12 protein-coding genes and 1 CRISPR repeat array are annotated in these 16053 nt (G+C 42.4%); of the genes, 2 read left to right on the forward strand and 10 right to left on the reverse strand.

Going from position 1 to position 16053, the window contains the following annotated elements:
* Nucleotides 1-332 precede the first annotated feature (332 nt).
* Complete coding sequence (locus BAU14_RS05875) at nucleotides 333-989, forward strand: Crp/Fnr family transcriptional regulator (protein ID WP_161899157.1); 657 nt, start codon at nucleotides 333-335, stop codon at nucleotides 987-989.
* Nucleotides 990-1445: 456 nt separating this feature from the next.
* Here BAU14_RS05875 and BAU14_RS05880 read toward each other — a convergent pair whose 3' ends face one another.
* From BAU14_RS05880 to BAU14_RS05895, 4 genes are read right to left on the reverse strand one after another with little or no spacing between them, the layout of a single operon-like run.
* Nucleotides 1446-2420, reverse strand: coding sequence for an aldo/keto reductase (locus BAU14_RS05880; RefSeq protein WP_161899158.1), 975 nt, complete (start codon nucleotides 2418-2420; stop codon nucleotides 1446-1448).
* 50 nt (nucleotides 2421-2470) lie between these two features.
* Complete coding sequence (locus BAU14_RS05885; protein WP_161899159.1) at nucleotides 2471-4966, reverse strand: homocysteine S-methyltransferase family protein; 2496 nt, start codon at nucleotides 4964-4966, stop codon at nucleotides 2471-2473.
* Complete coding sequence (locus tag BAU14_RS05890) at nucleotides 4966-5697, reverse strand: vitamin B12 dependent-methionine synthase activation domain-containing protein (RefSeq protein WP_161899160.1); 732 nt, start codon at nucleotides 5695-5697, stop codon at nucleotides 4966-4968. The genes BAU14_RS05885 and BAU14_RS05890 overlap by 1 nt, the downstream gene beginning before the upstream one ends.
* Complete coding sequence (locus tag BAU14_RS05895; protein ID WP_161899161.1) at nucleotides 5694-6572, reverse strand: methylenetetrahydrofolate reductase; 879 nt, start codon at nucleotides 6570-6572, stop codon at nucleotides 5694-5696. Before BAU14_RS05895 ends, BAU14_RS05890 begins: the two co-directional genes overlap by 4 nt.
* Before the next feature lie 282 nt (nucleotides 6573-6854).
* Here BAU14_RS05895 and BAU14_RS05900 point away from each other — a divergent pair, with 282 nt between their 5' ends.
* Nucleotides 6855-7433 (forward strand): ECF transporter S component, encoded by a 579-nt coding sequence (locus BAU14_RS05900; RefSeq protein WP_237580426.1) that lies wholly within the window; start codon nucleotides 6855-6857, stop codon nucleotides 7431-7433.
* Between the two features lie 160 nt (nucleotides 7434-7593).
* Nucleotides 7594-10336: direct repeats of the CRISPR family, unit length 33 nt; unit sequence ATTTCAATCCACGCTCCCAATACAGGGAGCGAC.
* A gap of 167 nt (nucleotides 10337-10503) precedes the next feature.
* On the opposite strand, the gene cas2 is transcribed toward BAU14_RS05900, so the two are convergent.
* The 6 genes from cas2 to cas5c are packed head-to-tail and all read right to left on the reverse strand — an operon-like array spanning nucleotide 10504 to nucleotide 15964.
* The gene (gene cas2 / locus BAU14_RS05905; protein ID WP_161899162.1) at nucleotides 10504-10794 is read right to left on the reverse strand and encodes a CRISPR-associated endonuclease Cas2; all 291 of its coding nucleotides are present in this window, start codon (nucleotides 10792-10794) and stop codon (nucleotides 10504-10506) included.
* A 9-nt stretch (nucleotides 10795-10803) separates the two neighbouring features.
* Nucleotides 10804-11838 (reverse strand): type I-C CRISPR-associated endonuclease Cas1c, encoded by a 1035-nt coding sequence (cas1c, locus tag BAU14_RS05910; RefSeq protein WP_161899163.1) that lies wholly within the window; start codon nucleotides 11836-11838, stop codon nucleotides 10804-10806.
* Entirely contained in the window at nucleotides 11835-12488 is a 654-nt protein-coding gene (gene cas4 / locus BAU14_RS05915; protein ID WP_161899164.1) for a CRISPR-associated protein Cas4, read from the reverse strand. Before cas4 ends, cas1c begins: the two co-directional genes overlap by 4 nt.
* Before the next feature lie 2 nt (nucleotides 12489-12490).
* A complete protein-coding gene (cas7c, locus tag BAU14_RS05920) occupies nucleotides 12491-13348 on the reverse strand; it encodes a type I-C CRISPR-associated protein Cas7/Csd2 (protein WP_161899165.1) in 858 nt (285 codons plus the stop codon).
* Between the two features lies 1 nt (nucleotide 13349).
* The gene (gene cas8c, locus BAU14_RS05925; protein ID WP_161899166.1) at nucleotides 13350-15242 is read right to left on the reverse strand and encodes a type I-C CRISPR-associated protein Cas8c/Csd1; all 1893 of its coding nucleotides are present in this window, start codon (nucleotides 15240-15242) and stop codon (nucleotides 13350-13352) included.
* Nucleotides 15239-15964, reverse strand: a complete 726-nt coding sequence (cas5c, locus tag BAU14_RS05930) for a type I-C CRISPR-associated protein Cas5c (protein WP_161899167.1) — start codon at nucleotides 15962-15964, stop codon at nucleotides 15239-15241. Before cas5c ends, cas8c begins: the two co-directional genes overlap by 4 nt.
* Nucleotides 15965-16053 lie beyond the last annotated feature (89 nt).

The following is a 16053-nucleotide window of genomic DNA, read 5'->3' on the forward strand; positions in this document are numbered from 1 at the left end:
TCACCAGCAGCTGCGGCTTCAATATTTTCACTGCGAAAAATCTATCAAGGCGCCCTTTAATAGATTTTCACGGCAGCTAATACTTAATGGCGATAGTTTACAGAAAATTTTCATCAAGGAAAATCGAGTTTGCTATCAACATGTGCTGAAAACATTTTTTATTAACATTTGTTATTGCTTTTTGCCGTCAGCAGGTTTTTAATAGAGGCAACTATCTTTTCAGAAAATAATTGTACAGTTTCAAGCTTAACTAAATTGTCGTATCAGCCAACAAGTATTGCCCTCAAAATTACGACAGTTGGCAGCTGAAAAGACCAAAGGAGCCCAACCGGATGGACAATCACGTCTTACAGGAATATCTCACTGCCCACCAATTTCCTATCGTAAAAAAGACCCGCAAAAAATACCTGACTTATGAAGGTTTGCAAGACAGCTATGCTTACATTTTGAAAAGCGGCGTTATCAAAACCAGCGTCATCTCAAAGGATGGCCGCGAGTTCAATCTGCGCTACATCAATCAACTAGAGATTGTGTCTCTTTTGAAAGATGAGTACTCCCAATTTATCGACGCACCCTTCAACATCCGTATTGAATCGCCAGTCGCAGAGCTTTATCGAATTGATCGCGTCCAGTTTTGGAAAGATATCAATCAAAGTCATGACCTGCAGCAGTATGTCAAGGATTATTATCGTGTGCGCCTACTTCACAATATGAAAAAACTACAACAAATGTTGATGAACGGAAAATTTGGAGCAGTCTGTACCCAACTGTTTGAACTGCAAGAGAAATTCGGCGTCCCAACTGATGAAGGAATCTTGATTGATTTTATCGTTACCAACGAAGAAATCGCACATTTCTGTGGAATAACAACAGCTTCTTCAGTCAGCCGCATGCTGCAACAGCTCCGCGAGATGGGAGCGATTTGCATGAAAGAGCGAAAAATCCTAATCCACGACTTAGAAATGATTAAAGACAATATTATCTTCTAACTGAGAGTTGCTTTTCAGAAAACCTCTTTTAAGGCATCTCTTATCACTATCAATAGGTTCCATGTACTCGGCATTGTTTCTGGTTTCAAAAAAAGAAAGACTTTCTTTGGCGTCGTTAGATCTAAGTACAGATGACGGTAACTTTCCTTCCTAAAATCATGGAAAGTTCGCGTTTGAAATTTTCAACAATGAAAAACCAAGCCACTCCCACTATTTTTTTAATGGAAGTGACTTGGTTTTTCATTATGGCTCATATTTGATAGTGCTCGCTTCGAAGGTAGGTGACTAGACGACTGTCACAGCATTCTTTTACTTTGAAAAAGCAGCTATTTCAGTCATTTATATAAGAAAAGCGGTCCTGTAAAGATACGTTTCATCGAAGCTTGCATTCACCAGTAAGTCAAGCTAACTTATGTTACCGCTGCTTCAATTGTAGGATAATGGGTACAGAAAAATTTAGTCACATGCTAGTTGTTGCAATTCAGAATTCGTCAAACTGATGGTCTGTGCCTCCCAAGCCTCTTTCAGGTGAGTAACAGACGAGGTCCCTACAATGGCGGCCACCGGAAAGTCCGGTCGTTGCATGACGTAAGCCAGTGCAAGCTGTGTAGGTGCTAATTGCTTTTCAGTAGCCTTCTTTTCTACGGCAGCCAAGCGTCGCCAATTGACAGTATTGAAATAGGCGGCTACATAGTCTGTTGGCGCATGATTTTTGCCATTTTCTGACTCATAGCGGGGTACAAAAAAACCTTCTGCCTGCGGTGACCACGCTAAAAGTGGCAGCTGGTTTTGCGTATGCCAACGAAGCATCTCTTCATCCGCTGTTAGGCATCCTGGCCATCGTTGCCCGTTGACTTGTGCTAACGAATAGTTAGGGCTATTTGCGATTGGAGTAGCCAAACCATTTTTTCGACAATAAGCAATAGCTTGCGTTATACGTTTTTGACTCCAATTAGAAAAACCAAACCCGCCAATCTTTCCTTCTGCTAACAATTCTGCCATTACCTCCATCAGGGGACCCACTGCCATGGTTTCATCATCCCGATGAAACAGTAAAACTTCAACGTAATCCACCCCTAATGTTCTCAGGCTTGCATTTAAATCTTCCCGGACAGCCTTAGGAGTCACGCGAGGGCTACTACTTCCTGATTTAGGGTGGCAGCATTTGGTGATAATCGTATACTGATTTCGCTGTGCCATGCGAGAGCGACCACTGTCAGGGTTGATTGTGGTCAACCAACGTTTTAGCGCCTTTTCTCCGTTACCGTAAGCTCGAGCAGTGTCGAAAACGCGTCCTCCCAACTCTTCATACGCATCAAATACCTCTTGAGCAAGGTCTTCCCGACTCGGATCACCAAAGTTTGCTGTCCCCAAGATCAGCTTTGGTAATGTTCGCCTTTCTCCTTTTAATTGCAGCCACTGTTCTTTCACTGTCTCTTCTCCTCACTCCACCGCTTTGTATTATGCGTCAGCTTTTCCAATCATTTATATTCAGGATGTTTATTAAAAAAAGCTTGTGCGATTGTCACCGATTCCAAAGCATCTTTTGCATAGTAGTCTGCGCCTACGAATGCGCGATATTCCTCATTTAGTACAGCCCCTCCTACCATAAAACTGCAGTTGAGCCCTGCCTCTTTCACAGCAGTGATGGTGGCCTTCATATTTTGAACAGTGGTGGTCATCAACGCCGATAATCCCACCAATTTGATATCTTGTTCGCGAATACTATCCACGACTTTCTGAATCGGAACATCCTTTCCCAAATCAACCACGTCAAAACCATAGTTTTCCAAAATCATTTTGACGATATTTTTGCCGATATCATGAATATCGCCTTCGACTGTAGCTAAAAGAATTTTCCCCTGCTTATCTACTTGCTGGTCGTGTTTACTTAAATAGTCTTTCAAAACAGCCTGCGCTCTTTTCACCGCATCTGCACTTTGCATCAGTTGAGGTAGAAATAATTGCCCTGATTCAAATTTTGCACCTACTTCATCCAACGCTGGAATGAACTCTTGATTCACAATTTCCAACGGTGAGGTCGTTTCCAATAATTGAGCGGTCTTTATTGGCGTCTCATCTTTTCGTCCTTGCAAAATCATAGTTCTTAATGAATCCTCCGCAGAAGCAATTATTTTTTCTTTATTGACAGCTTTGTTCACCTCAACGGCCGCAAGTTTATTATCTCCTCCAATGGCATTTAGAGTTACGTTTTGGTTTTTTTCAATATAAGTAGTGGCCTCTCGATCCTGATGATTGATTACTCGCAGGCTGTGAACAGCAGCCATCATTTGCTCACTCAAAGGATTCATAATTGGCGCATCTAGCCCTGCTCCTACACAAGCTGCTAAAAACGTCGTATTTAGAAGTGGGCGATTTGGCAATCCAAATGAAACGTTGCTAATTCCTGCCACCGTTTGAACACCTAGCTCTGATTTTAACAATTTCAATGTATCGAGCGTCACTTGTACTTGGTCTTGCTGCGCGGAAGCTGTCAACACTAACGGATCAATCAGCACGTCTTCTTTTGCAATTCCATAAGACGCCGCTGTCTCGACAATTCGTTGGGCGATTACCAACCGACCAGCCGCTGTTTCAGGGATACCGGATTCATCCAGCGCTAACCCTAGTACTACTCCTCCATACTTTTTTGCAATTGGAAAAATTTCAGCCATAGTTTCTGCTTTGCCGTTAACAGAATTGATTAGCGGCCGACCATTGTAAACTCTGGCCCCAGCTTCAATAGCGCGAATGGACGAACTGTCAATCTGTAGCGGCACGTTCACCACGCCTTGCAATTCCCCGATAGCTTTTACCATCATTGCAGCCTCATCAATTTCAGGTAATCCCATATTGACATCAAGAATATCAGCACCCGCCTGTACTTGGTCAATTGCTTCTCTCAAGATATAAGCGAAGTCTTCCTGCCGAATCGCCTCTTTTAAGCGTTTTTTCCCAGTAGGATTCAATCGTTCACCAATCAAAGACAGATGGTGATTCAGTATTACTGTTTGTGAGCCAGATGTCACAGCAGTCACACTTTTAGGTGTCGTCAATCGTGGTTGGCCACCAAATTTTTCATCTAAAATGTGCCGTAGTGCGGCAATAAAATCAGGGGTGGTGCCACAGCATCCTCCGATTACCCGTACTCCTTTAGTCAACATTTTTGTCGCATGCTCTATATATTCCGGCACGGTAATCCGATAAACAGTCTTCCCCTCCTCCATTTCTGGCAACCCGGCATTTGCTTGTACCACTACCGGAACTTTGGCATAGTCAAGGATTGTATCTACCAGCGGCAGTAGTTCTTTAGGACCTAAGGAGCAGTTTAGACCAATGGCGTCTGCCCCCAGTGCCTGTAATGTCAATGTCGCAGTCAACGGGTCCGTCCCAACAAAAGTTCGACCGTCAGCCTGGTAAGTCATCGTCACAAAAACCGGTAGTGAGGTATTTTCTTTGACAGCTAACAATGCTGCTTTTGTCTCCAATAAATCACTCATTGTCTCCAAAATCACTAAATCTGCACCAGCTGCTTCTGCCAACACGACCTGCTCTTTGAAAATAGCGTAGGCTTCTTCAAAAGACAACGTACCATAAGGAGCCATCAAAGTACCGATGGGACCTATATCATAGGCGACAAAACGTGGGTTACTAGATCTAGCTAATTGAACTGCTGTCGTAATAATCTCCGGTAATTTTTCTGCTGCAATCTTGTGTCGGTTTGCTTGAAAAGTATTAGCAGTAATAATATCCGCACCAGCTAAAACATACTCTTCATGAATTTTTGCAACTACCTCAGGATGCGTCAAGTTGAAAAATTCTGGCTGCATCCCAGTTGGCAGACCATTTTTTTGCAACATCGTTCCCATAGCGCCATCAATCAACAAAAAACCTTCATGTAAAGCCTTTAAGACTGGGATATTTTCACATTGTTCCTTTTTCTTTTTGATAAAGCTCGTTTGCCCGCTTCGCTTCATTATCTTTGTCCTCCAATTCGGAAATCACATTTTCTAAAATCGCACTCTCGGCAGTAACTGTCCCTTCTTCTCGGTTTGGCAGCCGCGGGGTCAGTAAATAAACCAATAATAGCAGTAACAGACTTCCTGGGGATCATTAAATTCGTTTCTGTCAATGTAATTCCAAGTTTAGTATCCGCCTGGATTGTCTGAATAAAGGTCGGCTGAATCGTTAGCGGCAAATCCCCATAGCCTGGAGAAAAACGTTGGTTCAATGTATAGTTCGGACAAGCTTTCTGCGTCTGGGAAATATCGCTAAAGCTCATCATAGATGCCGCCTCAGCGATATCACATTCCGCAAGATCACAGACTTTTTCAATGTATTCTGTACAAGCACAATCTAACACTAAAGCCCGGGTCAAATCAGTGATTTCAAAGCGACGGATAGCCTGCTCAACTTCAATACCGAGTGTACATCCTAAAAGGGCTACCTTCTGAGCTTTGTGAAGATGCCGCCAGATAGCCTTGCCAGTTAACTCTAGTTCTGTATCTAACACACGAATTATCTCTTCCTCATTATCAGCTTCAATATCAAAAATTTGGTAGAGATATCGTGCATTGGATACTTTTTGAACTTCGACCATCATCTCTTCCACAATTGCATTGATATCACCAGTAAGTTCCTGCCCTCGCTTATAGCCTAAGTAACGAAGCACTTCCTTTTTATTTAAAGGGATTAGACCTTTCTTCATTTACTGCTCTCCTCCTTGCGTAGATGGGCAAAAGTCTTGATTGCAATCTCTGATCGGTTCATAGTATAAAGATGTACCCCATCGACACCATGATGAATTAGATCATCCATTTGCTGCCAAGCATACTCCAGACTTGCTTTGCGCAATTCGATGGGGTCATTACCATAGCGATAAATCAGCTTTATCAATTTTGATGGCAGACTAGACCCACACATGAAAATCATTTTCTGAACCTGGGCCTGCGATAAAATTGGCATAATTCCAGCCACCAGCGGCTTAGTCACCCCAATCTGTCGTGCCCCTTCAACCATACGATAAAAGCATTCATTGTCAAAAAAGAGCTGAGAAATGAAAAATTCTGCTCCCGCCTGTTCTTTTTCCAAAAGATGACTGTAATTTTCCTCGTCTAAAGCTTGGCTAATGTGCCCCTCCGGATAGCAAGCCGCCGCCACACAAAAGGAAGGATCAACCACAATTTCTGAGATTAGATCTTTGGCATAGGTAAAATCCTGAGCCTGCATTTGTCCTTTACTGTCTTCAGGAAAATCTCCCCGCAAGGCTAACACATTTTCAATTTTTGCTATTTTCATCGCTTTGAGAATAGCCTGAATCTCTTTTTGGGTATTGTTTACACAAGTCAGGTGATGCAACGCTTCAATTCCGTATCTGTTTTTGATAGTCGCAGCGATTTCCAGTGTCTTATTGGAACTTTCATTGCCACCAGCCCCATATGTCACACTCACAAAATCCGGACGTACCCCTTGCAATTCATGGAGCGTTTCATAAATCGTTCCTAATCCGCTCTCTTTCTTAGGTGGAAAAACCTCAAGAGAAAGAACTGTCTTATTTGGTTCAAATAATTTTGAAATTTTCATGTTTGGGTACATCCCTCCATCTTGTGGAACGTGATTCACCAGTTGTTAGGAACCAGTTCTACTTTGTACACATTTTATCATGCTTATCCTATCATTTGGAAAAATTAGAAATAATTTTCAGAATATTCCACCCTTCCACAAGATATGATAAAGTTGTACTGCACACAGTCCACAACCTGACTGTTTTTTACGAGTTCTAATCGATATTGATAATAAAAAGACAGGCTCTGAGTCCGTTGCCTGTTGAACGAACTTCAAAAAAAGCGAACTGGAGAATTCCTGATGAATAAGTTATCTCACGAAAAAAAAACCGATCATCTAATTAATGATCGGAACCCTTCAAAACACCACATATCTGCCTTTTTCACAGCCCGCCGCATTGCTTTTTTGGCTTTGCTCACTGCCGCCTGTGTAGTAGGCCGATTTTTGTTCACCTTTCTTCCAAACGTCCAACCTATGACAGCAATTTTGTTAATGCTGACTCTCATTTTGAGTCTTCCTGAAGCTCTATTAGTTACTGGTTTATCCCTGGTAATCACGAATTTATTTTTAGGCTTTGGAATTTGGACTATCGGACAATTTATCAGTTACACTGGCATCCTACTGATTTTCTATCTACTCACTCGTCTTCCAGTTTTTGGTTCCAAATTATGGTTCCAAGCCGTGATTTCCGGTCTTCTAGGATTTGTTTACGGATTTATTTACTCTATTTTTAATTACTTTCTTATGGGAATGACCGTATTTTGGCCCTACTGGATCAGCGGTCTGAGCTTTGATGCCTTACACGCCTTGGGCAATATTAGCTTCTACCTAATTCTCTGGCCAATATTAAACAGAGTTATCGTGAAGAGGGGATCATGATTGCTATCACTACTTAAAATAACGAGCAAAGAAATATTTATTTCAATTGAATCGCACCTAATACAGGAAGCGACAGCAAAAAGAACTTAGTTTGCTATTGGCTGTATCTCAATCCAGGGAGCGCCCCGTTTCCGGTAATCATTGAAGAAATATAGTCATTATTTCAATCCACGCTCCCAATACAGGGAGCGACTGGCAATGGCTACCCACAAGGAGACTTACTTTTATTTCAATCCACGCTCCCAATACAGGAAGCGACATCTTAAGTCTGGAAAGATGAGTACCGGGCTGCTATTTCAATCCACGCTCCCAATACAGGGAGCGACAAGTCGTTGACGTTGACGCTACTAAAGCCGCTATCATTTCAATCCACGCTCCCAATACAGGGAGCGACTTCATCTGTTTCCACTTTGACAGTCAGCAACTCTGATTTCAATCCACGCTCCCAATACAGGGAGCGACTAGACTTCTGGATTGGTCACTTCGGCCGACAAAGTATTTCAATCCACGCTCCCAATACAGGGAGCGACGGTAGACTTAGTCATTGATTGTAGCCTTGTATTTATTTCAATCCACGCTCCCAATACAGGGAGCGACCGAAGTCTGCGGGTTAGAATGGAAGGACATTGATTTTATTTCAATCCACGCTCCCAATACAGGGAGCGACCGTGGATACGATGGAAAAAGTTGCTGCACTGCAAGAATTTCAATCCACGCTCCCAATACAGGGAGCGACCGACGAATCAGCTTTGGTGCCAGCTTATCCATTGGAATTTCAATCCACGCTCCCAATACAGGGAGCGACGTTGACAATGCCGCCGTGGACAGTCAAAGCACCGTATTTCAATCCACGCTCCCAATACAGGGAGCGACAAAATATTGACACAATAGTCGTCCATTTCCTTCGCATTTCAATCCACGCTCCCAATACAGGGAGCGACTGCCCCCTTGAACCGGTCTTTCGTTCGGAAAACATTTCAATCCACGCTCCCAATACAGGGAGCGACGGGAATTCCCACCCGTTGCGCCGTTTCCCAATGATATTTCAATCCACGCTCCCAATACAGGGAGCGACTTTTATAGTCAAACATTATATACTCTGATTCCTATTTCAATCCACGCTCCCAATACAGGGAGCGACACCGAGACGATATCGCCGAACTAAAGTCCGATCAATTTCAATCCACGCTCCCAATACAGGGAGCGACCAATCCATTTCTACCATGTCGACTGGTGGTAATTGCTATTTCAATCCACGCTCCCAATACAGGGAGCGACCAAGAGGGTACGATTGATTGCAACTACCGAGGAATTTCAATCCACGCTCCCAATACAGGGAGCGACAAAAAAGCGGCCGGAAATCTTTTAGATGCAATTCTCATTTCAATCCACGCTCCCAATACAGGGAGCGACCCTCGCTTACATCGATGGCGAGCGAAACCAAATTATTTCAATCCACGCTCCCAATACAGGGAGCGACCTTGCACACTGGGCTTGCCACAACGCCAAGCCTAAATTTCAATCCACGCTCCCAATACAGGGAGCGACAATATCGCGCCAAATCAACAAGAATGGTCAATTATTTCAATCCACGCTCCCAATACAGGGAGCGACTTTAAGTCGTTATAAATTTCAATAATTCTAGTTTTTATTTCAATCCACGCTCCCAATACAGGGAGCGACACATTGCACTTTCTCAAAAACATACCTAAATGTTTTATTTCAATCCACGCTCCCAATACAGGGAGCGACCGTTATTAATGATTTGCTTTACAATGTTTCACGTATTTCAATCCACGCTCCCAATACAGGGAGCGACAAACATGATTAAAGAATATATACAAGTTGACGGCATTTCAATCCACGCTCCCAATACAGGGAGCGACCTCTCAAAATGCTATTATACCGGCGTTTATCTAATTATTTCAATCCACGCTCCCAATACAGGGAGCGACTCGCTATCAATCGTGATTGATTCATCGAGATCTGTATTTCAATCCACGCTCCCAATACAGGGAGCGACCCCAGCTCCACATAAACCACAACGTATCATGCCAATTTCAATCCACGCTCCCAATACAGGGAGCGACACGCAATGCCGCTAACAAGCTTATGGATTAGATCAATTTCAATCCACGCTCCCAATACAGGGAGCGACCGATTCCAACATGGAAGCTTGTTTGATTGCCGTTGCATTTCAATCCACGCTCCCAATACAGGGAGCGACGGATGATTTACATGAACTTGAACAGCTAATCGCCATTTCAATCCACGCTCCCAATACAGGGAGCGACACTATCTCAGCATCACAAGGATTACTTTGATCTGCAATTTCAATCCACGCTCCCAATACAGGGAGCGACATCCCGCAGTCCAGCATTTGCTTGGCCAGCGCATTATTTCAATCCACGCTCCCAATACAGGGAGCGACCGCGCTGCTTGAATCGTCTTGCCATGCCTTTTGATTTCAATCCACGCTCCCAATACAGGGAGCGACCGTTCAGCGTCGCACGCGGCACGTCGTTAGAAAACAGATTTCAATCCACGCTCCCAATACAGGGAGCGACACCAAATACTCGCCAGTATGGTCACGGTTGGGTATTTCAATCCACGCTCCCAATACAGGGAGCGACGAGCTTCTTCCTGCGTAAATTGACCACCGTGCTCTATTTCAATCCACGCTCCCAATACAGGGAGCGACGCGCCAGTAGCTTCAGCTTCTTCACTGTTAACATCATTTCAATCCACGCTCCCAATACAGGGAGCGACAAATAGCTTCCTGGAAATCATCAAAGTTTTTAACGATTTCAATCCACGCTCCCAATACAGGGAGCGACCTACATGTTTAATGGAGATGACACTGGCAACGAATTTCAATCCACGCTCCCAATACAGGGAGCGACTGCAAAAATAAGTAAATATCGTCTCATTTTTGTTTATTTCTGTGCATATGATTAATATATGCATACAACCATATGGATATTTCCACAAATAAAAAAGATTTCAAAAAAAATCAGGTGCGAAACCTATAGGAAAAAGATGTTTGCCTCTGGTTCGCACCATTCGTTACTTAGAAGATCAGTGTATCTTCAACTTGAATCGCTTCTTTAATACCAAAATGTTCAACCTTAGACTTGTATTGCTTACCCAAGCGATATATACGTAATGAATCTTCACTCTCATCGATTGTTTGTAAGAGTTTGATTTTTAGCTGTGTATATTCCGTTTGATCTACAACGCACTCAAAGACTGAATTTTGTACACGGACTCCATAATCTTGACAGATTTTTGCAATTTTCCGAAGTCTCCTGCTACCTTTACGATCGAGGGTTGAAACATCATAGGTTACCAATATCATCATTTTGAGCACCTACTTCCAAAGAAAGGGCGGATATTCATCCAGATCACCCCGCAAGTATCTCGCAAGTAGCAAGGCTTGAACATAAGGAACCAGGCCCCATTGAATCTGTTCTCCTAGGAAAGGATGCTGCAGCTTTTCATTTTTCTTTGACTGCCAGGCATCAAAAAATATTTTTCGTCCATCGTCTGTCAATAAGACGGCTCCACTCTCTTTTTCCAGAAAATGTTTTTTAGTCAATACTTTACGATTGACCAATCCCAGACAGAAACGATCCGCATAGACTCCTCGGAGTTCTTCCAATAAATCCAACGCTAAAGATAGTCTACCTGGTCGGTCCTGATGCATGAAGCCAACATACGGATCCAAACCAACTGACTCTAATGCTGCTGCACAATCGTGGGTCAACAATGAATAGGAGAGAGATAATAGTGCATTGACTGGATCGAGTGGCGGTCGCCTGCTGCGGTTGCTAAATTGAAAGGTCTCTTTTTGTTGCAAAATCATCTGATCAAATACAAAGAAATATCGGCTAGCCAGCTGCCCTTCAATTCCTCGTAATGTATCCAATTCAGTTACTTGAGAGCGAATTATTCCAATACCATCTTTCAATTCAGCTGAAACCTGCTTAAACAACTCTTGATTGATCCTCAACCCATGGTCTCGAGTAAAACGCTCTAACATCCAACGTTGATTGTATAGTTTACCTATAATAAAATTTTTGGCAATGGTCAAGCTTTCTGGTTCAGATTCCGACATCAGATACTGTTTCTTACGCAAAAGTACATTGCCAAAAGTTGGCCCCACAACACGACACTGAAATTTACCGCCAGCGGTCAAAAATGTAATGGCGATATTTCGTTTCATACACTCACTCATCAACGCGGGGCTCATCCCCACATAGTTATTGGTTATGATTCCTTCTAGGTTATGAAGCGGTATCCGCCCCACTCGCTCATCTTGGTTCCAAACTACTAAATTCGCACCATCCAAGCGAAGGTATAAATCAGGAGTTGTAATAAAAACTGTATTTAGGAGTTTTCTCATTCTGCCAACCTCCGCTTCATGTAGGATGCTACTGATTCTTTTTTGGAAAGGACTGGCAAACACACATTTTTTAAGGAGCACCGTTCACATTTTTTCGTGATTTTCACAGTCGGCGTCCACCGCTTACGCCAATATTCATGCATCTCAGCCGTAATTTCCTGCAATTTTTCTAATTTCTCTCTAGTGATTTCTACGGTCAGTCGATTACGGGTTTCAAAATAAAATAGTTCGCCACTTTTGATTTCAGCAACTAACATTTCGTTCAAACAGAAAGCTTGTGCTGTCAACTGCATTTCATCACTGAGATCCGGCTTCTGCTTTCCACGCTTGTATTCCACAGGGTTGATGCGAAAACGATCCTGGTACTTGGGAATCATTACTCCGCTATCATCACGGATGAATTCCACTACATCACAAATACCACTTATTCCTAACTCTCGCGAATGGATGGGGAGGGCTCGAACAATCAATTGATCATTACGCTTTTCTCGAATAAAAGGCTGATCTGCTTTTTCGTGCAGGTGGCTGCCTTCTACAGTCAGCGTATTTTCTGCCCACTGTTGTTCAATATGAATCAGCGCCCATTGTCGTTTACAAAAAACAAAATGCTGAATTCCCGAAATCATCAAGAAATCTTCTTCTTGATACATGCTCAGATACCATCAAATTCCTGAACCGGCAATTTTTCTAAAGAAGCCACTTCAATATCGTAATCTTCAATAGAGCGTGGTACATCAACACCACCCTTTTTAATCAGCTTAACGGAACGATGAACCTTTGCGGAGGGATAAGCGCCTGCTTTACTCGGATGTTTCCACCAGTAAACTTTTTCCACTGTCATTGATCCCTCAGGTCTAGCAGCTGACGCATCATTTTCAAATAAAGATTTTAAAGCTTCCAAAAATTTTTCAGCATCAGCATCAGTAAAGCCCGTTTTTTCAGCTAATTGAGGATTAATACTTCCATTAAAGGTATAAAGACCGCTACTCACGAAATGCTTCGTTCCCATGGTGTCAGAGCCTTTCCCATCACCAGGAACTGAGTTGACACTTTTAGTAATCTGCATAGAAGTAATTTCTACCGGTTCTACACTTTCGGCTAATTGAACGGAAACGGGCCCTCGTACACCTACTGATACTTGCGTTCCTGAAAAAGCAAAAACTTGCCCAAAAGCTCGAACATCAAACCAGTTCTCACAAGCAACCTTAGCAAAAGCATCAGCGTCCGCTTTTTTCTTGTCCCCAAGAATCTTTTTCAGAGATTCTACGCTTTCGGCACGATCTTTGAGGTTAGTAAAACCATCATCTGCACGGTCATTTGATTGGATAAAGATGCGTTCACCAAGATCTTGTAGTCGATTGCGAATTTTCCGTTTGATAGCAACATCAGAGACTTCGCCAAACCCTTCAAAATCCTGCCGCGGCCGATTTCCGTTCAATGGATCGCCATTTGGATTCGCATTTTTCACTGAAAAAATCACCTTGAAATCGTATTTGTTCTGCAAGCTCATCTTATTCTTCCTCCTCTTTGACCGGTTGTTTATGATAAATTGCATATTCTTGACTATAGTACCCTAACAGATAACGCCCATCTAATGACTTATCTATATACGTTCCTGGATTAAATTGATCCATAATTTCAGAAAATAACTTGTCATAAAAAACTTTTTGGTTTGGGCGCAAACGATCAATATAAGGTTGCAAATTTTTCCGAATGATCATCCAGGTTTTTACCGGATGCATACTAAACGCATTCATATAACGTTCAGCGCTAGTAGATCGTCCAGATGCTCCCTGATTTTTCAAAACTTCATTTTCAAGTACATGACTAACAGCCAACAAGCGTCCAAACAAGTAATTACGCTCATTTCTTTCTTTATCGAGACTCACTGAGCATCCTCCTTTATCACGGAAAAAGTAATTATTTACCATGGAACAAGAAATTTCTAAAGCTTTACGCCACTGCCAATTTTGTTCAAAACTTGCTGGGTTTGAAACCCGATGAGCCAATTTGGACATCAGATCGTAAGGAACCTTTTTATTTTCAACTACACAGGTAAATAAAGCCGTTGTCGCATTATTCAAGACTCTATCATTGGCGTTTTCACCAAAAGCAGCTTTGGCGATGTCATACAAATTGGGCGCTCCATAATAATGTCGCGGCTGTTTGTTCACAAAATACGTATGACGCCAAGCTGCTTGCTGTTGCCACAGTTCGATACGTGTTAAATATTGTTTTTGATCGGTAGAGTTATAATACAAAATACCAATTCGTCCCGGAGTTGCATTGTCTAAAATCATAATATTTACTCTGTCATCAATGGCCAAATTTTCATTTTTTCCGTATATTGCACTCTTTAGCAATTTTGCGAATTCTTCTTGTGTTTGAGGTATTCCAGAATCTTCTTCCAGATCGTCATCCTCATCAAAAAAATCAAGACCTCCCGCCATCGGTGTAAAACGTTCTGGAAGTGATTTTCCCCAAACTAGATAAACGCGTCCATCACGAATAATACCTTGCTTAGAAATCAGCCATTTTAGCGCGTTATGTGCTTTTTGTGACACTTCATAACCGACACCGGCAACTTGTGTTTTATCTGTAAATCTGCCCCGATAAGTGAAGTTAGTCGCGTCATTAGCTGAAATCAGTTTAGCCATATCGCCGCCATAGCGTAATCCAGAGGCATGTGATTCTGTCACAGGCATCGGTTTTCCAGTTACATAATCGATACCCTCTTGTCCTCCAATGAATTCTTTAGTTGCTGATTTTACAATTTCAGGATTTTCCCATAACAAGAGCTCATTTTTATTCCCTCGTGGATCATGAATCGTAAAACGAATCATCGCTGAATCCTGACTTCCTGCCAATACATCAAAGATTGCCGGTTTGTACCCTAGTTTATCCGTCATTTCTTTCGACCATTTTGGTAGTAATTTGCCATTGTCATCAAGGAACAAAATCTTTTTTTCTACCAAATCCTTGATTAATCGATTTTTTTGCAGATAGCGGTATACTCCCATCAAGCGTGGGTCATGATCAGACCAACGCCGTAACTGTTCCATATACATTTCATGAGGTGTCGGTTTTTTCTTTTTTGCGTCTACATATTGGTCAAAATCTCCTGCAACATATTTCAGCCCATCATGGAGCGGATGCGGAACGGGACTGCTGGTCCTTCCCCCAGATGCTTCAGTTACCGGAATGATAGTCGGCATCTCTTCTTTACTCAAAACTCGAGCATCAAAGCATTCCCCATCTGGCGTAATCTGCATCTCAATTTGTACATTTCTATAGGCATGACCCACTGGAAGTAGAGAAAACTGTTGGTTTCTTCTTATCAAAATTTGGCCAATTTGGTCTTGATTTGCTTCATAGGTTTCATATAAGTCTGCAATCCAAGTCACGATTTCTCCACCTCCAACTCCTGAAACAAGACTTCTGCTGATTGAATGTCTGACAGCGTAAATTCTTTAGCCTTCATCTTTTTCACGGTACGAACAAGGTGACACTCTTCCGGCCGTGGAAAAATGATTACCCCTCGCTCCATCTTTGGTTGCCACAGACGAACTTGTAGTTCATCTTTTCCTGTTTCATCAGGGTAAGATAATCCATGAACCATCGTTCCAAAATATTGTGGATTCTCATCCTCATCATAGGCACCTACAGCTTCACCAAATTCACAGGGCTCGACGTATCCTTGACACTCTCTAGCTCCCAGAAAGATATCTCGTCGACCACCTTTGGCCAATGATCGCTTCAAAATTTGATAGTGTTTGTTCTCATTGTAGTCTTTCCGCAAATCAGGACGATGGTGATTGAATTCAAAATGCACTTTTACTTCATAAACCGGATCCCGCAAGTAACTATAATAAGCGAGGTTACTGCTAGACGTGTTATTGAAAACCAATGGACGAACTCCTTTTGATTCCATTCGAATAGGATTAACCACCCGAACTTCATCAACAATATATATAATTGTCGGCTTCCAATAAATTGATTCTGCAATTCCTTTTAATGCTTGGTAAGTAGGTACTGGATAGCTGGATTTCTCGCCTCCCAACTTAGTTATCGGATCTGTGAACAATCCATATTTCCCATAAACACGAAAACAAATTTGATTTTTCAACAAATTCCCTCCTTTCAAAATCATTTTGTAGCATATCCCTGATTCGACTATATCAAAAATTCAAACACCAGAAAAGCGTTTTCATACAA

Origin of the sequence: Candidatus Enterococcus leclercqii (genome assembly GCF_009933135.1) — a bacterium.
GTDB classification, from domain to species: Bacteria; Bacillota; Bacilli; order Lactobacillales; family Enterococcaceae; genus Enterococcus_C; species Enterococcus_C leclercqii.